This window comes from Achromobacter aloeverae, assembly GCF_004121055.1.
GTDB classification, from domain to species: domain Bacteria; phylum Pseudomonadota; class Gammaproteobacteria; order Burkholderiales; family Burkholderiaceae_B; genus Bordetella_C; species Bordetella_C aloeverae.
In genome coordinates this window covers 373545-400068 of sequence record NZ_PYAL01000004.1, presented here as the reverse complement: position 1 = coordinate 400068, position 26524 = coordinate 373545, and the positions used below count along the sequence as shown (strand labels likewise).

Genomic DNA, 26524 nt, shown 5'->3' with positions numbered 1-26524 from the left:
TCCCTCGTGCCTCTTTCGCCATGCTGGAGTCGTCATGAATCATCATGCTTTCCTGTCGGTATGCAGAATCCTTTGCCTCTTTGCCGGAATCAGCTCGCAAGCCACGGCAGGGGCGGCTCCTCCCGAGTTTCCGGAAAAACCGATCCGGCTTATCGTTCCCACCAACCCTGGCGGCAGTATCGACACCATCGCGCGGATCCTCGGCGCCGAGCTGTCCAACCAATTGAAGCAGTCGGTCATCGTGGAAAACAGGACCGGCGCGAGCGGCATGATCGCCGCATCCACGGTGGCGCAGGCGCCCCGTGACGGCTACACCCTGCTGATTACCCACACGGGCGTTCTGCAGGCGGACTTATTGCACAAGAACTCCTCGTACCGGTTGAGCGACCTGGCGCCCGTGGCGGAGGTGTCGAATACCCCCGTCGCGTTCGGCGTGGGGATGCAGGTTCCCGTCACGGATCTGCAGTCCTTCGTGCAACTCGCGAAGGAAGAACCCGAAAAGCTGAGCTATGGCTCCTACGGCAAGGGCACCTCGGCTCACATCTGGGCGGAACAATTCTCCCAGCATGCCGGCATCAAGCTGATCCATGTCCCTTACGGCGGGGAAATACCCGCTTTGCAGGATATGTTGGCGGGCCGCATTACGAGTGCCTGGGGTGCGGTGGGTACTTACAAGCAATACGCCGACGCGCACAAGATCCGCATCATTGCGGTGGCCAATCCCGTCCGGTCGGTGCTGCTTCCCGACGTACCCACGTTTATCGAGGCCGGCTACCCCGAAATGAACGCCAGCGGGTGGTGTGGAATCTTCGCGCCAGTCGGAACGCCCAAGACCGTCATCGAGAAGGTGTCGCAAGCGGTGCTGGCCGCGGTCCATCGGAAAGATGTGGCCGACCGCATTCTCGTCACCGGGCAGGAGCCCACGGGTACCGATCAGGATACGTTCGGAAAACGCGTCGCCCATGACCGGCAGACGTGGCAAAAAGCGATTTCCGATCTGCATATCACCCTCGACTAACCGCCTTTTCCGACATGGAGCAGGTTGCTCATGACACCGCAAACCGTCAGTCACTGGCCCCCGCACCTCCCTCACCAGATGGCAACCCCCTCGACCAACCTGCATTTCAACCTGCAGGTTTCGGCGACCCGTTTCCCTGGCAAGACCGTGCTGATCGACGAACGGGGAGCCTTGAGTTATCGCGAACTGCTGGCTGCCGTCGAGCGGATGTCCGGTTTCCTGCAGAATATCGTCGGCGTGGCCGCCTCCGAGCCCGTCTTGCTCTATATGCAGAACTGTCGGGAATTCGTGATCGCCTACTATGCGATCCTGCGTCTTGGCGCCGTGGTCGTGCCGATCAACCCGATGAACAAACGCGGCGAACTGGGTCACTACCGGACTGATACGGGCGCGTGCATCGCGTTTTCCAGCGCCGACATGGTTCCGGAACTGTTAGGGATGGAGGGCGCCTCGGAACTACGTGGCATCATCGTCACCAACACGCCGGCGGCGCGGCGCGATATGGCCGCCGCGCCGCGGCGCCCGGCGCCTGAGCTGCACGACTTCGATGGCGCCCTCGCCGCGGGCCATATTGCCGCACGAGGCGTCGACCAGAACCCGGACCAGCTGGCCGTGATTCTTTACAGCTCAGGCACTACCGGCATGCCCAAGGGGTGCATGCACACGCACCGGTCCATGATGGCGAGCATCAATACGGTAGCTCACTGGATGAACATGCAATCCGAGACGGTGGTATTGGCGGCCTTGCCGTTCTTCCACATTACCGGTATGCAAAACATGATGAACACGCCGATCTTCGTTGGCGGGACGCTGGTCATGTTGCAGCGGTGGAATCGCGACAGCGCTGCCGACCTGATCGCGCGCCACAAGGTCACCCACTGGAACACGATGCCCACCGTGATGATCGATTTTCTCGCCAGCGATCGTCTTTCCAGCTACGACCTGCGGTCACTCAGGCGCGTCGGGGGCGGCGGGGCCGGCATGCCGCAGGCGGTCGGCGAACGTATCAAGGCGCTGCTGGGGGTGGACTTCCTGGAAGGCTACGGTTTGTCCGAAGGCATGCCCCTCATGGGAAATCCCGCGAACAATTTCAAGCGCCAGTGCCTGGGCATTCCGCTCTTCAACACGGATACACGCATCCTCGATCCAGAGACCGGGTCTGAAGTATCGGACAACAACGTGGGCGAGATCGTCATTTCCAGCGACAAGATGTTCAGCGGCTATTGGCGAAACGAACAGGCCACGCGAGAGGCATTCGTTACCCTGGACGGGAAGCCCTTCTTCCGTACGGGAGATCTGGGCTACGTCGATGACGAGGGCTACTTCTTCCTGGTGGACCGTCTCAAGCGGATGGTCAACGCGTCGGGATATAAGGTTTGGCCGACGGAAATAGAGGCGATGCTGCACGAACATCCCGACGTGAGGGAGGCCTGCGTCATCGCCGCGCACGATGCCTATCGCGGCGAAACCGTGAAGGCCGTTATTGTCCTGCAAAAAAACGCGGCCTGCCGTGTCAGCGCCACGGACATCATCGAATGGTGCAAAGGCAGGATGGCCGCTTACAAATACCCCAGGCTGGTGGAGTTCGTAGACGAACTTCCCCGGCTTGCGACCGGGAAAATTGCATGGCGCCAACTCCAGGATGCGGAGCGAGAGAGGAAAACGGTCTCGTGAAGATTGCCAAGTCCTCGGCCTCCGAGACGTCTCCCACCCAGCCCGCCTCCAATGCGTCAGGCCGCCGCCGGCTCCCAGCCCAACCGCACCGGGGCGCCCGGCGCGGCGCTGTGCGCCTGCACCTGCGCCAGGCGGAAGATCGCCACGGCGCGCTGCAGGTGCCGGGCCTGGTCTTCGAGCGATGCCGCGGCGGCGGCCGCCTCTTCGACCAGCGCGGCGTTCTGCTGCGTCACGTCGTCCATCTGCGAGACCGCGCGGTTGACCTCCTCCAGGCCGCGCGTCTGCTCCGACGAAGCCTGGGCGATCTCGCTCATGATGCTGGTCACGCGATGCACGGCCTGCACCACTTCCTCGATCGTGGAGCCTGCCTGTTCCACCAGGGCCGAGCCGCTTTCCACCTGGCCGACCGATACGCCGATCAGGTCCTTGATCTCGCGCGCGGCGCTGGCGCTGCGTTGCGCCAGGCTGCGCACTTCGCCGGCCACCACGGCGAAGCCGCGGCCCTGCTCGCCGGCGCGCGCCGCTTCCACGGCGGCGTTGAGCGCCAGGATGTTGGTCTGGAACGCGATGCCGTCGATCACGCCGATGATGTCGCCGATCTTGCGCGAGCTGGCCGTGATGCCGCGCATCTTTTCCACCACCTGGTTCACCGCTTCGCCGCCCCGGCCCGCGACGGCCGAGGCCTGGCCGGCGAGGTCGCTGGCCAGGCGCGCGTTGTCGGCGTTCTGGCGAACGGTGGAGGTAAGTTCTTCCATGCTGGAGGCGGTCTCTTCCAGCGAGGCAGCCTGCTCTTCAGTACGCGATGAGAGGTCGGTGTTGCCGGCGGATATCTCGCGCGTGGCGGCATCGATGGAGCCGGCCGCTACCTGGATCTGGCCCACGGTGTCGGCAAGGCGGTCTCGCATGTGAGCCATGGCGGCCATCACGCTGTCGCGGTCGCCCTTGCGCAGCGCGACCTCGGTCGTGAGGTCGCCCGCGGCGATCCGGCCGGCGATCCGCGCGGCCGTGGCGGGCTCGCCACCCACCGAACGCTGGATGCTGCGCACCACGAGCGCGGCGATACAGGAGATGAGCACGCCCAGCACCACCAGCAAGCCGATGGATTCGAGCAGCGATCGGATGAACGCCGCTTCGATATCGTCCATGTAGGCGCCCACGATGATGTCCCATCCGAACGGTTTGTATCGCAGCACGTAGCCCAGCTTGAGGCTGGCTTCCTTGGCGCCCGGACGCGGCCACCAGTATTGGATGTATCCATTGCCGGCGGCCGAACTGCCGGCGCGGGCGATGTCGCCATAGAGCGCGCCCCCCTTTGCGTCCCGGAAACCTGACATATTCTTGCCGTTCAAGCTGGCGTTGATCGGATGCGCCACGATGTTCGACTGCGCGTCGGTCAAGGTGACATAGCCGTCGCTGCCAAAGCGCAGCGCGACCACGCGTTCGATCGCCTGCTGGCGGCCCTGCGCCGGCGTGAGCTTGCCCTGCTCGACCTGCTTCATCGAATCGACGATCAGGCTGTGGGCTGCTTCGGCGAGGTTGGACAGATCCTGGCGGCGTTCGGCCATCTGCAGCGAGCGCGCCGAATAGGCGTTAAAGACCGTGATGGCCAGCAGGCCCAGCCAAGCCATGGCCAGGGGAATCCAGAGTTTCTGGCGTAGCGTTAGTCGGGGCATGACGTCTCCGGGTAGAAGCGGCCCTGAAAAGGGGACAAGAATGTGCACCCTTTAACGGCGTTCCCAATCGGGAACTTTAACTTTCCATATAAAAAGCCCTGGCGCGTCGTACGGCCGTCTCGTCACCCTTCCGGCCAACTGGCGAATAGGGGCTGGCCCGGGCTTTCCTGGCCTGCCCGGGCATCAAAACGACACGGGCATCGAGGATTGCGGCGCGGGCCCGCGTTACTCACGTGCAGGCCTGGCCGAGGAGAGGAACCGCATGCCGAGAACGAGGAACTACGTCAACCGCTACGAACTGGACAGCAGGCTTTCCGCGCTCGAAGCCCACATGGATGCCAAGGTCGACGCGATCGCAGCCACCTGCGCGCAAATTCAACGCGACGGCGCAGCCGCGCGCGCCGAGATCAAGGCCATCGAAACGAAGTTCGACGCCAGGTTCTCGTCACTGACCGTGACCCTGATCGTCACAGGCATCGCGACCGCGCTCACGGTCATCTTCGGCGTTGCCTCGTTCAATGCCTCGCTGACATCCAATATGCTGTCGGCGTTCCAGGCGGGTGGAACCCTGGGCCGGCCCACCGAGCCCCGGTTGGCCGCTCCGCCCATGGCAGAGCAGGCGCCCTCGCCAGCCCCTCCAATGCGCTCCGTCCCCGCGCAACCGGCCAGATAGCCTGGCGCAGCCCGCGCGGCGGACATCGCTACGCCGCCGCGGCAACGGCCGCTGCGACAACGATCATTCCCCCTCGAAAAACGGGACCCTATAACTTTTTGGCATAATTCCGCCCTGCCCACATACTTAGATAAAGCCAGGAGACTTCCCGCCATGAAATACCAATCCGTCGGCCAGTTCCTCGAAGAAGTCGCGCATCGCAACCCGGGCCAGCCCGAGTTCCTGCAGGCGGTCACCGAGGTGATGGAAAGCCTGTGGCCTTTCATCGAGAAGCATCCCAAGTATGCGGAAAGCGCGCTGCTCGAACGCCTGGTCGAAGCCGAACGCATCATCCAGTTCCGCGTGAGCTGGACCGACGACAAGGGCCAGGTGCACATCAACCGTGGCTTCCGCGTCCAGCACAGCATGGCCATCGGCCCCTACAAGGGCGGCATGCGTTTCCACCCGTCGGTGAACCAATCCGTCCTGAAATTCCTGGCCTTCGAGCAGACCTTCAAGAACGCGCTGACCACGCTGCCCATGGGCGGCGGCAAGGGCGGCTCGGATTTCGACCCGAAGGGCAAGACCTCCGCGGAAGTGATGCGCTTCTGCCAGGCCTTCGTGACCGAGCTGTTCCGCCACGTCGGCCCCGATACCGACGTGCCGGCCGGCGACATGGGCGTGGGCGGCCGCGAAGTGGGCTACATGGCCGGCATGTACAAGAAGCTGTCCAATACCGCGGGCAGCGTATTCACGGGCAAGGGCCTGTCGTTCGGCGGCTCGCTGATCCGCCCGGAGGCAACGGGCTACGGCGTCGTCTACTTCGCCCAGGAAATGCTGGCCACACGCGGCCAGTCGATCGAAGGCAAGACCGTGTCGGTCTCCGGCTCGGGCAACGTGGCCCAATATGCCGTGGAGAAAGCCATGGAACTGGGCGCCAAGGTCGTGACGGTGTCCGACTCTTCCGGCACCGCCTACGATCCCGAGGGATTCACGAGCGAAAAGCTGGCCGTCCTGATGGACATCAAGAACCACCACTACGGGCGCGTCAGCGACTACGCCGCAAAGGTGCCCGGCGTGCAATTCCTTGCCGGCAAGAGCCCCTGGTCCATCAAGGTGGATGTGGCCCTGCCCTGCGCCACCCAGAACGAGCTGAACGAGGACGACGCCAAGACCCTGATCGCCAACGGCGTGCTGTGCGTGGCCGAAGGCGCCAACATGCCTTCGACCAACGAGGCAGCCCGGACCTTCGAGACGGCCGGCGTGCTCTATGCCCCCGGCAAGGCATCGAACGCCGGCGGCGTGGCCACGTCGGGCCTGGAAATGAGCCAGAACGCCATGCGCCTGTCCTGGACCCGCGAGGAAGTGGATGCCCGCCTGCTGCTGATCATGCAAGGCATACATGCGGCCTGCGTCAAGTACGGCCGCCGCGAGGACGGCAGCGTCAGCTACATCGACGGCGCCAACGTGGCGGGCTTCGTGAAGGTGGCCGACGCGATGCTGGCGCAGGGCGTGATCTAAGGCATCCCTTGTCCTACACGCTAATCCCCATCGCCGGCCGGGCCATGGCGGCCGGCAGCCCGCCGCTGCTGGTGCTGGACGCCTGCGTGCTGATGTCATCGGTGCTGCGCCCGCTACTGCTGCAACTGGCCGGCCGGGACGCCTACCGGCCGGTCTGGAGCGCCCGCATCGGCCAGGAATGGGTACGCAACGCCGCCCGCATCTGGGAGGTGGACCGCGCGCTCGTGGAGCAGGACTGGCAGGCCATGCAGGCCCGCTTTCCCGACGCCGACGCGGGCGAATTCGATGCCTACGAAAGCGGGTTGCGCTACAGCGATCCCAAGGACCGCCATGTGATCGCCGCCGGACTGGCGCGGCGCGCGCGCTGTGGCGAACAGATCGCGCCCGCCACGGGCGTGCTGACGTGGAACCTGAAGGACTTCAACCGGTCGGAGTTGCGCCGACTGGGCATGGACGTCTATAGCCCCGACCGCCTGCTGTCATTCTGGTGGGAGCAGGACCCCGAGCCGCTGCGCGACGCCCTGGCGCTCACCATGGAGCAACTGGTGGCGACCGGCCGCCAGCCCGAACCCCTGGCGGTCACGCTGAACCGCGAGCGGCTGCATCGCTTGCGCGGCCTGATGATGGCCGCGCAAGCGGCCTGAAACCCCGGCCCCTGCCCCCGGGGTCTCACGCGCGCTGCCGAACCGGACAACGGCGCAGCCACGGTTTGTCCGTGGACGCAGCCGGCCGGGAAACCGTGATCTCGTCCATGGCACCGCCGTCCGGCCAGGCCATGGGCGGCGGTGCGGACAGCGCGCGCAAACCGGGGCTTGCCGTATGCGTCCCCAGCAAGGCCGAGGCCGCCTTCGAGCACCGCGTGGTCCTGTCCGCCCCCTTCGGTGCCGGGTCGCCCCCGGCACGCCGGCGGTACACGATATCCACGTGCACGGCATTGCGCCGGGTTGCGTGCTCCGGCTGGAGCAGCAGGCCTGGAAACTCGGCCGATATCTTTCCGTGCGTATTCACGCCCAGTTCCGGCCGCACGCCCGCCAAGGCGAAGTACTGCTGGACATAGGCTTCGTTGCGCAGCGCCAGCTCCCGGTTATGCCCGAGATCGGCGGCGGCGCCACCGGTAAAGACCGTCCCGGCCACATTGATTTCCTGGATGGCATACGTGCCGTCCGGCGCCCGGCGTTTCATTTCAGCCAGCACCCGGTCCAGCTGCCCGGCCGTGTCCTCGCCCGTGCCGACCGTCACGTCGAAACGCATGCGACCGGGTGGCGCGAACCGGCCGGCATAGTCCTCGGCCACGGACGGATGCAGGGAAATGCCCTCATGCGCCGAGGCCCCCAGGGCCGTATAAAAGCCGGCTTCGGCGGGCCGGTTTACGGACGCATCATCTCCGGGCGGACTGACGATGTGAGATTCGTTATGGACGGAATATGTCACGATGACCTTGCCTCCTTGCCTGAATGAAGAATCACGCGAAGACGAATCGCGCGTGGCGGTGAGTCGGCATCCGCGGGCGCTGGTTCCCTCGTCATGTGAGCGCGCTTTCCGGCAGGTCGGACCAGGGCAGGTCAGGTCAGGTTAGATCACAGCAGGTCAGGCCACTTCATTCAGGACCCGATGGCCAGGCGGCGGCGCCGGCCGCCTACCCGCGCGCGAACGGGCTTCGGCCTACCGGCATCAATGGTCGTGGTTGCTGGCGGAAAATCCCGCCGCGTTCAACCTGTCGATGACTTCGGCGATATGCTCGGGCCCGCGTGTCTGCAAGACGAAATCGACTTCCACGTTGCGTACCGGCAAGGCCGTGAAGGCGCGCTGATGGTGCACCTCCGTGATATTGGCCTGGGCGTCGGCGATGAGCGAAGTCGCCCGCGCCAGCGCGCCGGGCAAGTCCCCCATGTCGACGCGGATGCGGGCCAGGCGGCCGGCGCGCACCATGCCGCGCTCGATCAGCTCGCCCAGCATCAGGGGATCGATATTGCCGCCGGTCAACACCAGCCCGATGCGCTTGTCCATGAAGCGCGTTTCGCCGTTCGCCCGCGCATGCAGCAAGGCCGCCAGGCCGGCCGCGCCGGCGCCCTCGACCACGCTCTTCTCGATCTCCAGCAACACCACGATGGCGTGCTCGATATCGCTTTCGCTCACCAGCAGGATGTCGTCGACATGGCGGGCCACGATCTCGCGCGTAATCCTGCCGGGCGATTTGACGGCTATTCCCTCGGCGATGGTGTACGGTCCCTGGGGCAAGGAGTTCCCGGTCACCGTCGCGTACATGGAAGGAAAGCGTTCGGTCTGGACGCCGAGGACCTGCAGCTTCGGCTGCAAGGCCTTTGCCGCCGTGGCGATGCCGGCGATCAGGCCGCCGCCGCCTATGGGCACGACCAGCATATCCAGGTCCGGGCGCGCCTCCAGCATTTCCAGGCCTATCGTGCCCTGGCCGGCGATGACCGCCGCGTCGTCATAGGGATGGATCATCACCAGGCCGCGGCTGTCGGCCAGGGTGTAGCCGTGCGCCTGCGCATCGTCGAAGGTGTCGCCCGCGAGCACCACCTCGGCCCCGTAGCGGCGCGTATTGGCCACTTTCACCGTCGGCGTGAAGCGCGGCATCACGATCACCGCCGGCACGCCCATGCGCTGCGCATGGTAGGCCACGCCTTGCGCATGATTGCCGGCCGAAACGGCGATTACCCCGGCGGCCCGCTCATCATCGGTCAACAGGCGCATGCGGTTGAAGGCGCCGCGCTCCTTGAAGGAAGCGGTGAATTGCAGGTTCTCGAATTTCAGCCAGATTTCCGCGCCCAGCATGTCGGACAGCGTGCGCGAGTGCGTGAACGGCGTATTCAGCACCTGCCCCTGGAGATTTTGCCGCGCAGCCTGGATATCGGAAAGATCGATCACGATGGCGTCCTGAGTAGGAAGTACGGGCCCGGTAGAACCGCTTATCGCACCGGCAGGAAATTGAAGAACAGCAAGCCCTGAGCATAATTGATCCCGATGCGGCGGCCGTTTTCGCCCAGCAGGTTGGCTATCAGGTCCAGCCGCCCGATGATCGCGCCGAACTCCCGCTCGAAGCTCAGGTTCACCGCCGTACTGCTCATTTCATTGGCCAGCAGCAGGGGATTACCGGCGCCATCGCGCCGGCTGGCCAGCAGCCACGCCGCCGCCTCGACGTTGCGGGCCGCGTTGTAGATACGCTGGCCGTCGAGTACATCGGAGACATAGAAGCGCGTCTTGCCATTGTGCGCCTCGATCATCGTGTCGGCCAGGCCGTAGATGAACGCGGCCACCCGGTCGCCCTGGTAATTGGGATCCAGCGAGACAGCCAGCACCTGGATATCGCGCAGGCCATTGAGCCCGGCCGGCGGCATGCGGTTGTCGACCAGGTGCCGCACGTGCTTCATGGCGGCGGCCTGGTCGGCCATGCCCGACTTGTGCCATTCGCGCGGATTGCGGCGATAGAGCTTGTCCGCCAGGGAGTACAGGCTATTGAGGTTGTCGCGCATCGCCAGCGTGACCGTCCGATTGAAATCGGTCTGGCCGAACTGGTCGGCGGACATATTCTCGCTGCGCGGCCCCTTGCCGTCACGGGGCGGCGTCGGGTTCACGCAGCCGGGCAGCGGCAGCATCAGCGCCACCGATAAAGCCATGACCCGCCCTGCCGTCCTGGCCAGCGCGCGGGCTCCGCCGGGGCTCGCGCCCGTCGCGCGGCTAATCCTGCGCAACGCGCCGCCCATGCTCGGTCATGCTTGCATTCGTCACCGGGCCCCCCTTGCCATCACAATGCCGACAAAACTTTACCCCAAAACGACGAAAAGGCTCGCCACCGCCCCATGGCGCCCGAGTCCTAGCGTCGCCTGCCACCCCTTGGACCTTTGTCCTGGAACGGCCCGGCGAAAAAAAACGGCGCCCGAAGGCGCCGTTTCGCTGAAGCATCCCGCCGCCTGGGCAGCGGGATACGTCCACGCTCACCCAGGCGGCTTAGTTCGCCGGGGTTTCCGTGGCGGCCGGGGTTTCCGGGGCCGCCTGGTTCTGTTGCTGCTCGATGCCGCCGATCGCCTTGACCGACAGGCGCAGACGGCCCTTGTCGTCGGCCTCGATGACCTTCACGCGCACCGCCTGGCCCACCTTCAACACGTCGTTGATGTTGGCGATGCGGTAGTTGGCGATCTCCGAGATGTGCAGCAGGCCGTCGCGGCCCGGCAGCACTTGCACGATGGCGCCGAAGTCCAGCAGGCGCAGCACCGAACCGTCGTAGACCTGGCCCACCTCGACATCGGCGGTCAGTTCGACGATGCGGCGTTGTGCTTCCTTGGCCTGGTTTTCGTCCACGCTGGCGATCACGATGGTGCCGTCGTCCGAGATGTCGATCTGCGTGCCGGTTTCCTCGGTCAGCGCACGGATGGTGGCGCCGCCCTTGCCGATCACGTCGCGGATCTTCTCGGGGTTGATCTTGATGGTCAGCATGCGCGGCGCGAACGCCGACAGCTCGCCGCGCGACTCGCCCAGGGCTTCCTTCATCTTGCCGAGGATGTGCAGGCGGCCTTCACGGGCTTGCGCCAGCGCGACCTGCATGATTTCCTTGGTGATGCCCTGGATCTTGATGTCCATCTGCAAGGCGGTGACGCCCTTCTCGGTACCGGCGACCTTGAAGTCCATGTCGCCCAGGTGATCTTCGTCGCCCAGGATGTCGGTCAGCACGGCGAACTTGCCGTTGTCCAGGATCAGGCCCATGGCCACGCCGGCCACGTGATCCTTCACCGGCACGCCTGCGTCCATCATGGCCAGCGAACCGCCGCACACCGACGCCATCGACGACGAACCGTTCGATTCCGTGATTTCGGAGACGATGCGGATGGTGTACTGGAAGTCCTCGGGCGCGGGCAGCAGCGGCACCAGGGCGCGCTTGGCCAAACGGCCGTGGCCGATTTCACGACGCTTGGGCACGCCGATGCGACCGGTTTCGCCGGTGGCGAACGGAGGCATGTTGTAGTGCAGCATGAAGCGGTCGCGGTACTCGCCCATCAGCGCGTCGATGATCTGCTCGTCCTGCTTGGTGCCGAGCGTGGCGACCACCAGGGCCTGCGTTTCACCGCGGGTGAACAACGCGCTGCCGTGCGCGCGCGGCAGCACGCCAAGGCGGACGCTGATCGGACGCACGGTGCGGGTGTCGCGGCCGTCGATGCGCGGTTCGCCGTTCAGGATCTGGCTGCGCACGATGCGCGATTCCATATCGAACAGGATGTTGTCGACGGTGACGCCATCGGGCTCGGCGGCGCCGGTCTCGACGGCCTGCGCGGCCAGGCGGGTGCGCACGTCGGCGTAGACTTCACGCAGCTTGGTGGTGCGAGCCTGCTTTTCGCGGATCTGGTAGGCGGCGACCAGGCCTTCCTGGCCGACGGCGGCGACGGCGGCGATCAGGGCCTCGTCCTTGGGCGCGGGGGCCCAGTCCCAGTCGGGCTTGCCGGCATCGCGCACCAGGTCATGGATGGCGTTGATGGCTGCCTGCATTTGCTCGTGGCCATAGACCACGCCGCCCAGCATCACGTCTTCCGACAACTGGTCGGCTTCCGATTCCACCATCAGCACGGCGGTTTCGGTGCCGGCCACGACCAGGTTCAGCTTCGACGTCTTGGTCTGGCTGGCGGTCGGGTTCAGCACGTACTGGCCATCGATGTAGGCGACGCGGGCGGCGCCGATCGGACCATTGAAGGGGATGCCGGAAATGGCCAGCGCGGCGGACGCGCCGATCATGGCGGGGATGTCAGGATCGATCTCGGGGTTGACCGAGACGGTGTGGATCACCACCTGCACATCGTTGTAGAAACCTTCCGGGAACAGCGGACGCAGCGGACGATCGATGAGGCGCGAGGTAAGCGTCTCTTTTTCCGACGGCTTGCCTTCGCGCTTGAAGAAACCACCGGGAATGCGACCGGCAGCGTAGGTCTTCTCGATGTAGTCGACGGTCAGCGGGAAGAAATCCTGGCCGGGCTTGGCCTTCTTGGCCGCGACAACCGTTGCGAGCACGACCGTGTCTTCAACCGACACGACGACAGCGCCAGAGGCCTGGCGGGCGATTTCGCCGGTTTCCAGGACGACCGTGTGCTGGCCGTACTGGAACGTTTTTGTCACTTTATTGAACATGACGGTTATTCCTTACAAATGAAAAACCGTGGCCGCTGCGACAACGTCGCACCGACCACGGTTGCGTCATGGGGAACCGACCCCGTCGATCACTTGCGCAGACCGAGTTTTTCGATCAGAGCGCGATAAGCATCGGGATTACGGCCCTTGAGGTAGTCGAGCAGTTTGCGACGGCGGCTGACCATGCGCAGCAGACCGCGGCGCGAATGGTGGTCCTTCATGTGTTCCTTGAAGTGACCGGTCAACTCGTTGATACGGGCGGTGAGCAGAGCCACCTGGACTTCGGGGGAGCCGGTATCGCCCTGGGCGCGCTGGAATTGCGCAACGATATCGGACTTCTTGATGTCAGCGACGGACATGTATTGACCTCTTCGAACATGCGTCAGGGCCGAGGCGCCCGGACGTGGGTTAAAAATGTATTTGTACTACGAGCCAGGCATCGATTTCGATGCGTCTTGCAGGCAGGTACTGTATGCCTTGGAATACACGCTTCCCGGACGTCATGCAGGGAAAGCCGGAGCATTATAGCTCAAATTGAGCACGCAATCCCCGTACCGCGCGGAGCGCGGACTCCGGGCCGAGCGCGCCCCCGCGCAAGAACCGCAGCCCTAGCGGGGACACCGCGGATCCGGGTCCCCCGGTCCGCTGGTGTCGCCCCCTGGAGGGGGCCGCGCGCAGCGCGGTAGGGGGTGGGCCCTATCACCCGCCGTTGCGCAGGCGGTTGCGCTGCAGGCGGCGGGCGCGGCTCCAGCGCCAGGCGAGCAGGAACCAGCCGGATACGCCATAGATGACGAACAGGCCGAACAGGACAACCGGGGGGTCGCTGGAAACGAAGACAAAGGCCGCGACCACCACCAGGATCACCCAGAACGGCACGCTGCGGCCCAGGGCGAAGCTCTTGCCGCTGTAGAAGGGCACGTTGGTGACCATCGCGATGCCGGCGTACATGGTAACGACGAACGCCGTCCAGGCCATGAAGGCGTCATGGATGGGCAGCTTGTTGTCGACCGCCAGCCAGACGAAGCCGGCTACCAGCGCCGCCGCCGACGGGCTGGGCAGCCCCTGGAAGAAACGCTTGTCGACCACCCCGATATTGGCGTTGAACCGCGCCAACCGCAGCGCCGCGCCCGCCACGTACACGAAGGCGGCCAGCCAGCCCCAGCGCCCCAGCTCGTTGAGCATCCATTCATACATGACCAGGGCCGGCGCCACGCCGAACGAGGTCATGTCCGACAGCGAGTCGTACTGCTCGCCGAAGGCGGACTGGGTATTGGTCAGGCGCGCGACCCGGCCGTCCATGCCGTCCAGCACCATGGCCGCGAAAATCGCGATGGCGGCGGCCTCGAACTGGTTGTTCATGGCCTGCACCACGGCATAGAAGCCGGCGAACAGGGCAGCCGTGGTGAACGCATTGGGCAGCAGGTAGATGCTGCGGTGGCGGTTTTCGGCGTCGCGCATCGAAAGTTTGGGCATGGCGTTCTAGTGTGGCAGTGATAACGTCGATGGCGTGGGGGACGTAAGGCGCGTCGGCGCCTCAGCCCGCGGACGCCCCCGTGACCGCGGCCGGCAGGTCGGCCAGCACCGAGCTCGTGGCGCTGACCTTGTCGCCGAGGGCCACGCGCGGACGCGCGGAAGGCGGCAGATAGACGTCAACCCGCGAGCCGAAGCGGATGAAACCATAGCGCTGGCCACGCGTCAGCTTGTCGGTCTTGCGCGCATAACAGAGGATGCGCTTGGCAACCAGGCCGGCCACCTGCACCGCGGTGACCACATGGCCGGCGGGCGTGCGCAATACCATGGCATTGCGCTCATTCTCCAGCGAGGCCTTGTCCAGCGCGGCATTGACGAACCTGCCGGGAAAATATTGCACGTCCAGCACTTCGCCATCGACCGGCGCGCGATTGGAGTGCACATTGAAGACATTCATGAACACGCTGATCTTCAGCGCGTCGCGGTCGGCATAGGGGTCGCGCACGGTTTCCACCGCGACGACGCGGCCGTCGGCCGGCGACAGCACGGCGCTCTCGGAATCCGGCGCCAGGCGCGGCGGATCGCGGAAGAACTGCAGTACGAACAGGGCCAGGATCCAGAAGATCACCGACACGGCGGGCGACCAGAGCGTCACCAGCACGGCGATCACCACGGCGCCGGCCAGGAAGGGCCAGCCCTCGCGGGCAATGATGGGATGGGGATAAGGGGGTTTATTCATCGTAGGCGAAGGTTAACCGATATGGCCCCGTTTGTGCCCCCAGCGGCTGTGGCAACACGAGACAGAAAGCGCCCTGTCGGCGCGCTTCGGCCCGGGCGCCCGCGCCGCCTTCCACAGGGAAAATCCCCTGCCGGCGGCGGCGCGGCGCCCGTCCAGGAACGGTCGCAAGGCAAAAAAAGCGGCATGCCTAAGCATGCCGCCAGTTGCAAATTATGTACCCGGGCCGCGCGCGAGGCGCCGCCCGAGTGGCGGGGCAAGGATTGTACCCTTCCCCGGACGCCCATTAGTTCTTGGACTTGTCCACCAGCTTGTTGGCGGCGATCCAGGGCATCATGGCGCGCAGCTTGGCGCCGACCACTTCGATCTGCGATTCCGCGTTGATGCGGCGGCGCGAGGTCAGGGTCGGAGCGCCGGCCGTGTTTTCCAGGATGAAGCGCTTGGCGTATTCGCCGGTCTGGATGTCGGTCAGCGCCTGGCGCATGGCCTTGCGGGTGTCGTCGGTAACGATCTTGGGGCCGGTCTCGTATTCGCCGAATTCGGCGTTGTTCGAGATCGAGTAGTTCATGTTGGCGATGCCGCCTTCATAGATCAGGTCGACGATCAGCTTGAGCTCGTGCAGGCACTCGAAGTAGGCCATTTCGGGCGCGTAGCCGGCTTCCACCAGGGTGTCGAAACCGGCCTTGATCAGTTCGACGGTACCGCCGCACAGCACGGCCTGTTCGCCGAACAGGTCGGTTTCGGTCTCTTCGCGGAAGTTCGTTTCGATGATGCCGGCACGGCCGCCGCCGTTGGCGCTGGCGTACGACAGGGCCACGTCGCGCGCGGCGCCGGACTTGTCCTGGTACACGGCCACCAGGTGGGGCACGCCGCCGCCCTGGCTGTAGGTCGAGCGCACGGTGTGGCCCGGGGCCTTGGGCGCGATCATGATGACGTCGATGTCATCGCGCGGCACGACCTGGCCGTAGTGCACGTTGAAGCCGTGGGCGAAAGCCAGTGCGGCGCCCGCCTTGATGTTGGCGTGGACGTCATCGCGATAGACCTTGGCGATGTTCTCGTCGGGCAGCAGCATCATGACGACGTCCGCGCTCTTGACGGCTTCGGCCACTTCCTGGACCTTGAGGCCGGCATTGGCGGCCTTGTTCCAGGAAGCGCCGCCCTTGCGCAGGCCGACCACGACGTTCACGCCGGAGTCATGCAGGTTCTGGGCGTGGGCGTGGCCTTGCGAGCCGTAGCCGATGATGGCGACCGTACGGCCCTTGATGAGGGAGAGATCGCAATCCTTGTCGTAGAAAACTTTCATGGGGTGCTCCGATATTTATCTATTGAAATCTGGTTCAAATCAAAAAAGGTTGGAGGAGGCTTGTCGCCGCGACGGCCGGGCGCCTCCGCCGTGCTACAGCTTCAGTACCCGTTCACCGCGTCCGATGCCGGAAACGCCAGTGCGGACGGTTTCCAGAATCGCGCTGCGATCCAGCGCCTCGATGAAGGCCGAGATCTTTTCCTGCACACCGGTCAGCTCGATGGTGTAGGACTTGTCGGTCACGTCGATGATGCGTCCGCGGAAAATGTCGGCCATGCGCTTCATTTCCTCGCGCTCCTTGCCGACCGCCCGCACCTTCACGAGCATGAGCTCGCGTTCGATGTGCGCCCCTTCGGTCAGGTCCACCACCTTGACCACGTCGACCAGGCGGTTCAGGTGCTTGGTGATCTGTTCGATCACTTCGTCCGAACCGGTGGTGACGATGGTCATGCGGGACAGCGTGTCATCCTCGGTGGGCGCCACGGTCAAGGTTTCGATGTTGTAGCCACGGGCCGAGAACAGGCCGACCACGCGGGACAAGGCGCCGGGCTCGTTCTCGAGCAGAATGGAGATAACGTGTTTCATGGCGCCCTCCTACAGGTCTTCCGAGCCGAGCAGCATCTCGGTCAGGCCGCGGCCGGCCTTGACCATGGGCCACACGTTCTCGGTCCGGTCGGTGATGAAGTCCAGGAAGACCAACCGCTTCTTGTGCTTGTTGAAGGCCTCGCGCAGCGCCGGTTCGACGTCCGCCGGGCGCTCGATGCGCAAGCCGACGTGGCCATAGGCCTCCGCCACCTTGACGAAGTCCGGCAGCGAATCCATGTAGGACTCGGAATAGCGCGAGCCGTAGTCGATCTGCTGCCACTGCCGCACCATGCCCAGGAACCGGTTGTTCAGGCACACGATCTTGGGCGTCAGGTGGTATTGCTGGCAGGTCGACAGCTCCTGGATATTCATCTGGATGGACGCTTCGCCGGTGATGACGGCGACATCCTGCCCCGGGTTGGCCATCTGCACGCCCATGGCGTAGGGCAGCCCCACGCCCATGGTTCCCAGGCCGCCGGAATTGATCCAGCGGCGCGGCGCGCCGAAGCGGTAGTACTGGGCCGCCCACATCTGGTGCTGGCCCACGTCGGAAGTGACGAAGGCATTGCCGCCGGTCACTTCCCACAGTTTCTCGACCACGAACTGCGGCTTGATGACTTCGTCCGAGCCGGCGTACTTGAGGCATTCCTTGCCGCGCCAGGCATTGACCTGCTGCCACCACTTGGGCAGGGCCGGCGGCTTGCTGTCGGCCGCGCGGAACTGCGCCAGCATGTCGACCAGCACGTCCTTGACGTTGCCGACGATGGGCACGTCCACCCGCACCCGCTTCGAGATCGACGAGGGGTCGATATCGATGTGGATGATCTTGCGTGGGTTCTGCGCGAAATGCTTGGGATTGCCGATCACGCGGTCGTCGAAGCGCGCGCCGATGGCCAGCAGCACGTCGCAGTGCTGCATCGCCATGTTGGCTTCGTACGTGCCATGCATGCCGGGCATGCCCAGGAAGCTGGGATGGCTGGCCGGCAGGCCGCCCAGGCCCATCAGGGTGTTGGTGCAGGGCGCGCCCAGCAGGTCCACCAGTTCGGTCAGTTCCGCGGCCGCGTCGGACAGGATCACGCCGCCGCCGGTGTAGACCATGGGGCGTTCGGCCGCCAGCAGCATCTGCACGGCCTTCTTGATCTGGCCCTGGTGGCCCTTGGTCACCGGCGCGTAGGAGCGCATGGTGATCTCGCCCTTGGGCGGCGTGTACTTGCACGGCGCCAGGGTGATGTCCTTGGGAATGTCGACCAGCACGGGGCCGGGACGTCCGGTGCGCGCGATGTAGAAGGCGCGGCGCATCGTATCGGCCAGGTCCTTGACGTCGCGCACCAGGAAATTGTGCTTCACGCAGGGGCGCGTGATGCCCACGGTATCGCATTCCTGGAAGGCGTCCTCGCCGATGGCGGCGGTCGGCACCTGGCCGCTGATGATCACCATCGGAATGGAGTCCATATACGCCGTGGCGATGCCGGTGACCGCATTGGTCACGCCGGGGCCGCTGGTGACGATACAGACACCCGTCTTGTTCGACGAACGCGAATAGGCGTCGGCCGCATGCACGGCAGCCTGTTCGTGGCGAACGAGGATGTGCTGGAACTTGTCCTGCTTGAAAATTGCGTCGTAGATGTAAAGCACCGCGCCGCCCGGATATCCGAAGACGTGTTCCACGCCCTCGTCCGCGAGGCAGCGCACGACGATGTCGGCGCCATTGAGTTCCATATTGTGTTCCTTTCCCTGTTTCCGGCCCCACGTCCTGGAATGCCGCTCGCCCGGATACGGCGACGGCGGAACCCGATACCGGCTACGGCAACACGATCGGCGCTTTGCGGTTCACGGAACCGCGCCACCCGAACGCCCTGACGACCCGGCACGCGTTCATCTAAAACGCAGTGCATGCGCCCACATGGGCGCCGGAGATCGAAATGGAAGCCTTGACTACACGCTTTTGGCGCGGCCAACGGCAGGGTACTGCTGGCGCTTGCTGCCGGTCGGTGGACCGGCGGTCTTGCTGACCATTCGACACGGGCCGGAGATGACGGGCCAGTGCGAGCCTGCGACTTTACCGTTTTGCACACGCCGTGGCAAATCAATCAGGCGCCCGGGCGCGAAATTGCGGCCCGTAAGCGTAAAAATGCCACACAATCCGGCCATGATCGCCGGGATGCGCGTTCATGCCGCGCGATCGGGGGACATAGCCAACCCAGCCGCCGCCGCACTCTCTATACTTGTCGGATCTCAGCCCGGACCCGCCACCCTATGGATTTGCGCCTTACCAGCCTCCGCAAATTTCTCTACAGCCACTATTTTTTCGGGGGGGTACGGCAGGCCACGGGGATGCTGCTGCCCGTACTGATACTGGGCGTCCTGTTCGGCCAGTACACGCTGGGCCTGGTCGCCACCTTCGGCGCCCAGTGCGTTTCCATCATCGACCAGCCCGGCGGTCCGCAACGCCATCGAACCAACGAGATGCTGGGCGGCGCCCTGGTGGCGACCATCACGGTGATCATCACCGGGTTTGCCTCGACGCATCCCCCCATCCTGTGGGCGGTGGTCACCGTACAGTGCTTCGCCTATTCCATGCTGACGGTGTTCGGCAAGCGCGGCGGCCTGATCGGCTTCGGCGGCCTGCTGGTGATGGCGCTGACCATGCACTCGCCCCTGCAACCCGACGAGGTGCTGCTGCACGCGGCCGGCACCCTGGGCGGCGCCCTCTTCTACCTGGTCTTCAGCCTGACATTCAGCCGCGTCTTCTGGCTGCGCGAGGAGCAGCAGGCCATGTCGGTGGCGCTGTTCGCCACGGCCGACTACATGGAGGCGCGCGCGGCGTTCTACGACGAGGCCGAAGACCTGGACACCTGCTACAGCACCGTGATCCAGCGCCAGTCCGCCATGACCGAGAAGCACCAGGCCGCCCGCGACATGGTGCTGCGCCAGTTGCCCCGCGGCCGGGGCGCGGGCGACAGCCGCCGCGTGATGGTGTGGAATATGTTCGTCGATATGCTGCAGTTGATGGACACGCTGTTTGCCACCCACACCGACTACGCGGTGCTGCGGCGCAAGCTCGCCGGCAACGATATCCTGCTGTTCATGCATGACTCGCTGATCAAGATGTCGCTGGAGATGAATCGTGTCGCCCTGGCGCTGTCCAGCAACGACAAGGTCCGCCGCCGCACCAGCATCAAGGCGGAACTGCGGGCCATGGAGTACGAGATCGACCTGCTCAAGCAGCAGGGCCTGGCCGAGCGCGAACCGGAAACCCTGGCCGTGCTGATCCAGATCCAGCGCCGCCTGCGCAATGCCAGCCGCATCGTCGACCGCCTGGCCGACCACACCCAGGCCAGCCCCGACGCCAAGCCGACCAGCGCGCTGCGCATCGACAAGTCGCTGACCCGCTTCATGTCGCGCCAGGAGTTCCGCCTGGGCATGCTGACCAGCAACCTGCGGCGCGACTCGCCCAACTTCCGCTATGCGCTGCGCGTCACGCTGGCCGCCTCGCTGGCGATGATTCTTACCGAGCTATGGGTGACCGAGGCGTTTTCGGCGCACAACTACTGGATCATCCTGACCATCGTCATCGTCATGAAGCCCGGCTTTGCGCTGACCCGCCAGCGCAACGGCTGGCGCCTGATGGGGACCCTGATCGGCTGCCTGCTCGCGGCCATCCTGCTGCATCTCACCGACAAGCCCGCCATCCTGTTCGGCGCACTGGTGGTGGCCTGCGTCATGGGCAACAGCCTGGTGCTGCTGAACTACATGGGCAGCGCGGTGTTCAACACGCTGTTCGTGGTCCTGGTCTTTCACTTCGTGTCGCCCGGGACCGTGTCGATGGAGGTGATCGGCGAACGCGCCCTCGACACGCTGATCGGCTGCGGCGTGGCCCTGCTGTGCAGCTACGCCTTTCCCTGGTGGGAATCGCGCTACATGGCCCCGCTGGCGCGCGCGGCCATCAACGCCAATCGCGAATACCTGAAGGCGGGGCTGCACTATGCGGAGGTGCTGCGGCGCAAGCAGATGGCCAAGGCCGCCCAGGCGCCGGTCACCGCCGCGCTGGTGCAGGGTCCGCAGCCCGACGTGCCGCCGCAGCCGGACGAGGAGGAAGCCGACCTGAACTGGCGCCTGGCGCGCAAGAACGTGCACATTTCCTTCAGCAATTTCGCCGAAGCCTTCTACCGCATGATCAGCGAGCCGCGCTCGCGCCAGCAGTTCGTGCCGGAACTGAACAACCTGCTGATACAGAACCATATCCTGGCGTCGCAGACCACGGCGGCGCTGCCCACGCTGTCGACCCTGGCCGAGGAGCCGCCGCCGTCCATCAAGGACACGCTGGACGACATTGTGATCATGCTGGATCCGGCACGGCCGCCGGTGCCGCCGCTGCCGGAACAGCTGGACACCCAGGGGGACCTGGCCGCCCTGGCCTATCCGCTGAAGCTGATGGTGAAGGCCGGGCAGATGATCCGGCAGGAGAGCGGCGCGCTGGGCTGAGGGGGCGGGCGGAGGGCCCGCCGAACCGGCCCCTGCCCTCTTCAACCTTCCAGCTTGCGCCGGAACACCAGCTTGTCCGGCGTCGAGGCGTCCGCCGCGTAGGCATAGCCTTCGCTGTCGAAGCCTTGCAGCTTCTCCGGCGTGCCCGCCTTGTGCGTGATGGCGTAGCGCGCCATCAGCCCACGCGCACGCTTGGCATGGAAGCTGATGATTTTCCAGGCGCCGTTCTTCCAGTCCTGGAACACGCACTGCACCACGCGCGCCTGCAAGGTCTTCAGGTCGACTGACTTGAAGTACTCCTCCGACGCCAGGTTGACGACGATGGGTTTCTTCGCGCCGGCCTGTCGTTCGTTCAGGTACTCGGCGATGCTGGCGCCCCAGAAGTCGTACAGGTTCTTGCCGCGCTTCGTTTCCAGGCGGGTGCCCATTTCCAGGCGGTAGGGCTGCATCAGGTCCAGCGGCCGCAGCACGCCGTACAGGCCGCTGAGAATGGCCACGTGTTCCTGCGCCCAATCCAGCTGGGCCGGCGTCAGCGTGTCGGCCTGCAAGCCTTCGTAGACGTCGCCGTTGAAGGCGAGGATGGCCTGGCGCGAATTGGCCTGGGTGAACGTGGGCTTCCACTCGGCATAGCGGCGCACGTTCAGTTCGGACAGGGCCGCGCTCAGGTCCATCAAGGCCGAGATATCGTCGGCCGACTTGGTCTTGAGGACCTTGATCAGCGCGGCGGCCTGGTCGACGAACAGCGGCTGGGTGTGCGCCTGGATATGGACGGGGGTGTCGTAGTCCAGCTTCTTGGCGGGAGACAGCAGGTACAGCATGGAAACGGGTCCTTTCTCTTGCTTGGAGGGTGAGTGTCCTGGGTCGTTCAGCGGGCGGTCCAGCCGCCGTCGACCGAGATCGTGGTCCCGGTGACCTGCTCGGCCGCGGGCGAGGCCAGGTAGACGGCGGTGCCGCCCAGTTGCTCGGGCGTGACGAATTGCAGCGAAGGCTGCTTCTCGCCCAGAAGTTCGCGCGCGGCATCTTCCTGGCTGATGCCCTTCTGCGCGGCGATGGCGCTGATCTGCTTTTCCACCAGGGCGGTGCGCACCCAGCCCGGGCAGATGGCGTTGGCCGTAATGCCCTGCCCCGCCGTTTCCAGCGCCGTCACCTTGGTCAGGCCGACCACGCCGTGCTTGGCGGCCACGTAGGCCGACTTGTTGGCCGAGCCGACCAGGCCATGCGCGGACGCGATGTTGATGATGCGGCCCCAGCCCTGCTTCTTCATGTGCGGCAGGGCCGCCGCCGTGCCGTGAAAGACGGCGGACAGGTTCAGGGCGATGATGGCGTCCCAGCGTTCCACGGGAAAATCCTCGATCAGCGAGGTGTGCTGGATGCCGGCGTTGTTGACGATGATATCGATGCGGCCAAGCTGCTTGACGGCGTTTTCCACCAGCCCGCGCACCGCGTCGCCGCGGCTGAGGTCGGCGCCGTCATAGAGCACCTTGGTGCCGTGGGTCTGCGCCAGGCCGGCGCGGGTCTTCTCGATCTCGGCGGCGTCGCCGAAGCCGTTCAACACCACATCCGCCCCCTGTGCGGCCAACGCCGTCGCAATCCCCAATCCGATGCCGCTGGTGGACCCGGTGACGACCGCTACTTTTCCTTTGAGCATGAAGATTCTCCTAACCGCATGAGGGCATGATGAAGGGGGCTGGGCCGCCAGCCGGCCGGGCGCCTGGCCCACCGCCGGAGACCGCGCGGCACGGGATCGATCCGCCGCCGCTCCTGGAGTGTAGCCGCGGGGTCGCGCTGGCGCGACCATTGCCTGGGGCAATAACATCCCGGTCGCCGGCGCGGGCAAATACCGGGCGGGGCGAGGACGGCGCCGAACTCAGTCCCCCGCCGCTTCCGGCGCGTAGCCGCGCCGCTCCCTGGCACGCATGCGCAGGCGTTCCAGCCATTTCAGCCATACGGGGACCACGGCCATGGAAACGGCCACCACCACCGCGATGAGGTCGCGGTGCGGGACCGACAGCAGATTGTTGTCCACGGCCTCGTTGAAGATCGCGAAGCCGAACTCCCCGCCCTGTGCCAGGCCCAGGGCGAAAGGCAGCCGGTGATAGGACGGCAGGCCGCTCCAGCGGGCGATGCCATAGAGGATCAGCCCCTTGATGGCCAGCAGGCCGACGACGCCCATGACCACGAAGGGCCAGTCCTGCCGCAGGACGTTCAGGTTGATCACCATGCCGATGGACAGGAAGAACAGGCCCAGCAGCAGTCCCTTGAACGGCTCGATACTCGTTTCCATGTCTTCGCGGTAGCGGGACTTGGCCAGCACCACGCCCACGAGGAAGCCGCCCAGGCCGGCCGACAGGCCCGCGTGGTCGAACAGCTGCGCGGTTCCGATGACCACCAGCAGCGTGGCAGCGGTGAAGAGTTCCTGAAGCTGCGCCACCTTGACCCAGCGCATCAGCCTGAAGACCCGCCCCAGGACGACGACCGCGACGGCGACCAGGCCTTCGACGAACGAAGGCGCGCGCGTCCCGCCGCCGCCGATGATCCCCACGGCGACCAGAACAGGAATGGCCGCCATGTCCTGCCACAGCAGGATACCCACGGCAGTGCGGCCCATGGGCGTGCGGCTGAGCCCGCGCTCGTCGAGCAGGCGCATGGCGACGGCGGTGGACGATAGCGACAGGGCCAGGCTGCACAGGACGGCGCCGGCCAGGGACATCCCAACCAGGTGGCGCAGGACGCCGCCCAGCAGGAAGGTCAAGGCGGCCGCGCTGGCGAACATTTGCAGCGAGCCGAGGCCGAACACCTCCCGCCGCATGGCCCACAGGCGCGACGGCGCCAGCTCCAGGCCGATCACGAACAGCATCATGACCACGCCCAGTTGGGAAATATTGGTGATGGCGGGCACGTCCTGCACCAGGCCGAGGCCGTAGGGTCCGATCAGGATGCCCGCCAACAGGTAGCCCGGAATCGCGCCCAGGCCCAGCACTTGTGTCAGCGGCACGCAGATCACGGCGGATAGCAGGAGGATGATGACGATTTGCATGCGGTCGTCCTGGCGTCGGCGGCGCCTGGCAAGGCGCCAAGAAGGCGCTACGACACGCATTCTGACAAGAAATTACCCATGCGGGTCGCCTTGGTGCGGGGCAATTCGACAACTTTTTGGACGGCTAGCTAATTTTTGGAAATCTCTGCTAGAATAGCGAGCTTTGCTGCTCCACGCGGCTTTCGGACAAACCGGAAACCGGGTGCGAGACGGGCGATAAGCGATATCCCGGAAGGGTGTGGGCCAGTCCCGATTGCTTATGCCGCGTTTCGATCGAGCGGCAAGACCGTGACCTTGCCTCGACCACGAGGTCATTGGAATCCGCAGTACCCCGGAGAGGTGGCAGAGTGGTCGAATGTACCTGACTCGAAATCAGGCGTACGGTATCCCCGTACCGTGGGTTCGAATCCCACCCTCTCCGCCAGACAAATCAAGCATTTAGCTTGCATCAAGCCCACCCTAAGCGGTGGGCTTTTTGTTGCCTGTGGTGGGGGAAATATTGACCGGCCAGAAATGGAGCCCGGCCGCCATATACTGGATAAACCACTGTATAAGCCGCCATGCCATCCGACTCCCATAACCCCTACGACTCCTCTCTGCATCCTGGTGGCTGCTGGACCTGCACGCATTGGCACGGTCGGACGAATGGCGACCGGCACGCCGTGATCTGCGAGAGGGAGCCCGGCCGGCCGATATGCCCCAGCCTGCCGGACTACGGCTGCGCGTTCTGGGAAAGGGAGCCGGGGGCGGATGATGAGGTGCCACCGGCTTGTGCGAGGCGAGAGGCTACTTAGCCCGTGGCTTCCACCCGCACCGTTTGGCGCCGGTCTCATTGTGCACTCTGATTTGGTCCGCCGTCCCGTCTGAAAGCACGTCCGACTTGCTGACCCAGATTGGTTTTACCCAGGAGCAGGAATTATCAACCACCCTGGTCTGGGTGATCACTTCAGGGGCAGCATCAGTCGCGGCTCCAGGATTCGCGCAGGACGCCAGCAGACTGACCGGCAGGAGAAGCAGCAATTTGATTTTCCACATCGGTGCGATCCTTGGCCGCATCGGCGGCGGTTTGAGCGGCTTTGGCATTCGCCTCTGCCTGAGCCTGGGAAAGTTGGGCAACCTTCACATGGGCATCCGCTTCACTCTGGCGTGCGGTCGCTACGTCAGCAGTGGCGCCCCTCTTCACGAAGATGGCGTACAGGACGCCTAGGGCAGCTACGAGAGCGCCAGCAATGGGCTGCCAGAATTGGGTTAGGAGAGCGAGGATTGCCGTCATTGCGTTTCTCCATGGAGCATCATGTAGGCCAGCCGTTGGGCGCGCGCTCCGACCTGCTTGGCCCACAGGCTGTCCAGCATGCCATCGTGCGCTGCCTGCCAATCGTGACGTTGCACGGCACCCAATGTGTTTTTGAACTGAAGAAGCTTGCCGCCCAGGTTGAATGCCATATTGAGCAGCACGCGCATGCGCACGTCGTCTAGCTCCGCCCACCACGGCAGGTTGCGATTTAGGAAGTCTTCCGCATCCGCGATGTCGTTCGCCAGCAGCATCAGGGATTCGTCGTGGCTAATGCCCTTATCGTCCAGGTTCCGGCCGATGCCGATGGTGGTCTTATCTACCGTATCCTTGTAGGGTTTCAAACGCTCGCCCTCGTCTCGGATCAGTTCGGCTTGAAGCGCACCCAGGTCATACCCCTCCATCTTTCTCCCCCTTGGACTGATCGATCAAGCGCCCCCACATCCCTAGAACCAGAATAATGATGGTCAGGGTTGCGACGGCCCACAGCGGGATAGACCGCCGCATGTCGTCAGGCAATGCGATCCACGCCCCCTGAACTCCAGTGGCGACCCCCATGCAGTGCATCGAGAACCATTTCTTGGCCTCGCGCCAGTTATCTACAAGCCTCATTTCGCCCACCTCTGCACGTCTGCCCGGTTATCGACGCGGTTCATAACCATCTGAGTTAGCATCGCCTTAATGTCCTTCACATCGTCGCCCATATGCTGGCTGTTAGCCTCCAGGATCGTGACTCGATTCGCCAGGCCGTAATACAGCCCAACGCAACCGCCAATTGCAGCTACGAGCGCTGACATGATCACGAAGAACGACGCGATCGTAGAAACTATCGTTTTTGCGCTGATGGCCCACTTCTTTACATCGCCATCCATCAACGCCTCCGGCGCGCGCCTAGGAAACCGTAGGCACCATTGGTGCCTGAGGCAAATTGGGATAGACAAACCAGA

At 64.8% G+C, this 26524-nt stretch carries 24 protein-coding genes and 1 tRNA gene; 8 read left to right on the top strand and 17 right to left on the bottom strand.

Annotated elements, in window-relative coordinates; translation table 11 throughout:
* Positions 1–34 precede the first annotated feature (34 nt).
* Positions 35–1018, top strand: a complete 984-nt coding sequence (locus C7R54_RS15900) for a Bug family tripartite tricarboxylate transporter substrate binding protein (RefSeq protein WP_129151413.1) — start codon at positions 35–37, stop codon at positions 1016–1018.
* A 30-nt stretch (positions 1019–1048) separates the two neighbouring features.
* Complete coding sequence (locus tag C7R54_RS15895; RefSeq protein ID WP_129151412.1) at positions 1049–2692, top strand: long-chain-fatty-acid--CoA ligase; 1644 nt, start codon at positions 1049–1051, stop codon at positions 2690–2692.
* A gap of 56 nt (positions 2693–2748) precedes the next feature.
* Here the strand turns inward: C7R54_RS15895 and C7R54_RS15890 are convergent, their stop codons facing one another.
* Positions 2749–4365, bottom strand: a complete 1617-nt coding sequence (locus C7R54_RS15890) for a methyl-accepting chemotaxis protein (RefSeq protein WP_129151411.1) — start codon at positions 4363–4365, stop codon at positions 2749–2751.
* A gap of 262 nt (positions 4366–4627) precedes the next feature.
* Between C7R54_RS15890 and C7R54_RS15885 the strand changes: the two genes are divergently transcribed.
* The 3 genes from C7R54_RS15885 (at position 4628) to C7R54_RS15875 (ending at position 7182) form a co-directional block, all read left to right on the top strand.
* The gene (locus C7R54_RS15885) at positions 4628–5038 is read left to right on the top strand and encodes a hypothetical protein (protein ID WP_129151410.1); all 411 of its coding nucleotides are present in this window, start codon (positions 4628–4630) and stop codon (positions 5036–5038) included.
* 153 nt (positions 5039–5191) lie between these two features.
* Positions 5192–6538: an NADP-specific glutamate dehydrogenase gene (gene gdhA / locus C7R54_RS15880; protein ID WP_129151409.1), complete on the top strand. Its 1347-nt coding sequence runs from the start codon at positions 5192–5194 to the stop codon at positions 6536–6538.
* A 44-nt stretch (positions 6539–6582) separates the two neighbouring features.
* A complete protein-coding gene (locus C7R54_RS15875; protein WP_129151580.1) occupies positions 6583–7182 on the top strand; it encodes a PIN domain-containing protein in 600 nt (199 codons plus the stop codon).
* Between the two features lie 25 nt (positions 7183–7207).
* On the opposite strand, the gene C7R54_RS15870 is transcribed toward C7R54_RS15875, so the two are convergent.
* The 10 genes from C7R54_RS15870 to C7R54_RS15825 form a co-directional block, all read right to left on the bottom strand.
* On the bottom strand, positions 7208–7969 hold the full coding sequence (locus C7R54_RS15870) for a hypothetical protein (RefSeq protein ID WP_129151408.1): 762 nt from the start codon (positions 7967–7969) through the stop codon (positions 7208–7210).
* 240 nt (positions 7970–8209) lie between these two features.
* Positions 8210–9427, bottom strand: a complete 1218-nt coding sequence (locus C7R54_RS15865; RefSeq protein WP_129151407.1) for a threonine ammonia-lyase — start codon at positions 9425–9427, stop codon at positions 8210–8212.
* 41 nt (positions 9428–9468) lie between these two features.
* Complete coding sequence (locus C7R54_RS15860; protein WP_129151406.1) at positions 9469–10176, bottom strand: hypothetical protein; 708 nt, start codon at positions 10174–10176, stop codon at positions 9469–9471.
* Between the two features lie 331 nt (positions 10177–10507).
* Positions 10508–12670 (bottom strand): polyribonucleotide nucleotidyltransferase, encoded by a 2163-nt coding sequence (gene pnp, locus C7R54_RS15855; protein ID WP_129151405.1) that lies wholly within the window; start codon positions 12668–12670, stop codon positions 10508–10510.
* Between the two features lie 89 nt (positions 12671–12759).
* Entirely contained in the window at positions 12760–13029 is a 270-nt protein-coding gene (gene rpsO / locus C7R54_RS15850) for a 30S ribosomal protein S15 (protein WP_094852153.1), read from the bottom strand.
* Positions 13030–13369: 340 nt separating this feature from the next.
* Positions 13370–14143, bottom strand: coding sequence for a CDP-diacylglycerol--serine O-phosphatidyltransferase (gene pssA, locus C7R54_RS15845; protein ID WP_129151404.1), 774 nt, complete (start codon positions 14141–14143; stop codon positions 13370–13372).
* A gap of 61 nt (positions 14144–14204) precedes the next feature.
* Complete coding sequence (locus C7R54_RS15840) at positions 14205–14879, bottom strand: phosphatidylserine decarboxylase (protein ID WP_129151403.1); 675 nt, start codon at positions 14877–14879, stop codon at positions 14205–14207.
* Between the two features lie 283 nt (positions 14880–15162).
* Positions 15163–16179: a ketol-acid reductoisomerase gene (ilvC, locus tag C7R54_RS15835; protein WP_129151402.1), complete on the bottom strand. Its 1017-nt coding sequence runs from the start codon at positions 16177–16179 to the stop codon at positions 15163–15165.
* 93 nt (positions 16180–16272) lie between these two features.
* Positions 16273–16764, bottom strand: coding sequence for an acetolactate synthase small subunit (gene ilvN / locus C7R54_RS15830; RefSeq protein WP_057655781.1), 492 nt, complete (start codon positions 16762–16764; stop codon positions 16273–16275).
* Between the two features lie 9 nt (positions 16765–16773).
* Positions 16774–18483 (bottom strand): acetolactate synthase 3 catalytic subunit, encoded by a 1710-nt coding sequence (locus C7R54_RS15825; RefSeq protein ID WP_129151401.1) that lies wholly within the window; start codon positions 18481–18483, stop codon positions 16774–16776.
* Between the two features lie 537 nt (positions 18484–19020).
* Between C7R54_RS15825 and C7R54_RS15820 the strand changes: the two genes are divergently transcribed.
* On the top strand, positions 19021–21249 hold the full coding sequence (locus tag C7R54_RS15820) for an FUSC family protein (protein WP_129151400.1): 2229 nt from the start codon (positions 19021–19023) through the stop codon (positions 21247–21249).
* A gap of 41 nt (positions 21250–21290) precedes the next feature.
* On the opposite strand, the gene yaaA is transcribed toward C7R54_RS15820, so the two are convergent.
* From yaaA to C7R54_RS15805, 3 genes are all read right to left on the bottom strand, one after another.
* Positions 21291–22067, bottom strand: a complete 777-nt coding sequence (gene yaaA / locus C7R54_RS15815) for a peroxide stress protein YaaA (protein WP_129151399.1) — start codon at positions 22065–22067, stop codon at positions 21291–21293.
* Between the two features lie 47 nt (positions 22068–22114).
* On the bottom strand, positions 22115–22897 hold the full coding sequence (locus tag C7R54_RS15810; protein WP_129151398.1) for a 3-hydroxybutyrate dehydrogenase: 783 nt from the start codon (positions 22895–22897) through the stop codon (positions 22115–22117).
* A gap of 219 nt (positions 22898–23116) precedes the next feature.
* Positions 23117–24286 (bottom strand): cation:proton antiporter domain-containing protein, encoded by a 1170-nt coding sequence (locus C7R54_RS15805; RefSeq protein ID WP_129151397.1) that lies wholly within the window; start codon positions 24284–24286, stop codon positions 23117–23119.
* Positions 24287–24619: 333 nt separating this feature from the next.
* On the opposite strand from C7R54_RS15805, the gene C7R54_RS15800 reads away from it, so the two are divergent.
* Positions 24620–24710: transfer RNA gene (locus C7R54_RS15800), tRNA-Ser, on the top strand.
* Positions 24711–25166: 456 nt separating this feature from the next.
* The gene (locus C7R54_RS28890) at positions 25167–25493 is read left to right on the top strand and encodes a hypothetical protein (protein WP_158021223.1); all 327 of its coding nucleotides are present in this window, start codon (positions 25167–25169) and stop codon (positions 25491–25493) included.
* Between the two features lie 62 nt (positions 25494–25555).
* On the opposite strand, the gene C7R54_RS15785 is transcribed toward C7R54_RS28890, so the two are convergent.
* The 3 genes from C7R54_RS15785 to C7R54_RS15780 are packed head-to-tail and all read right to left on the bottom strand — an operon-like array spanning position 25556 to position 26449.
* Positions 25556–25981 carry a glycoside hydrolase family protein gene (locus C7R54_RS15785; RefSeq protein WP_129151394.1) on the bottom strand — a complete coding sequence of 142 codons (426 nt, stop codon included), beginning with the start codon at positions 25979–25981 and terminating at the stop codon, positions 25556–25558.
* Entirely contained in the window at positions 25968–26135 is a 168-nt protein-coding gene (locus tag C7R54_RS29530) for a DUF7940 domain-containing protein (protein ID WP_451988813.1), read from the bottom strand. Before C7R54_RS29530 ends, C7R54_RS15785 begins: the two co-directional genes overlap by 14 nt.
* A gap of 50 nt (positions 26136–26185) precedes the next feature.
* Positions 26186–26449, bottom strand: coding sequence for a hypothetical protein (locus tag C7R54_RS15780; protein WP_129151393.1), 264 nt, complete (start codon positions 26447–26449; stop codon positions 26186–26188).
* Positions 26450–26524 lie beyond the last annotated feature (75 nt).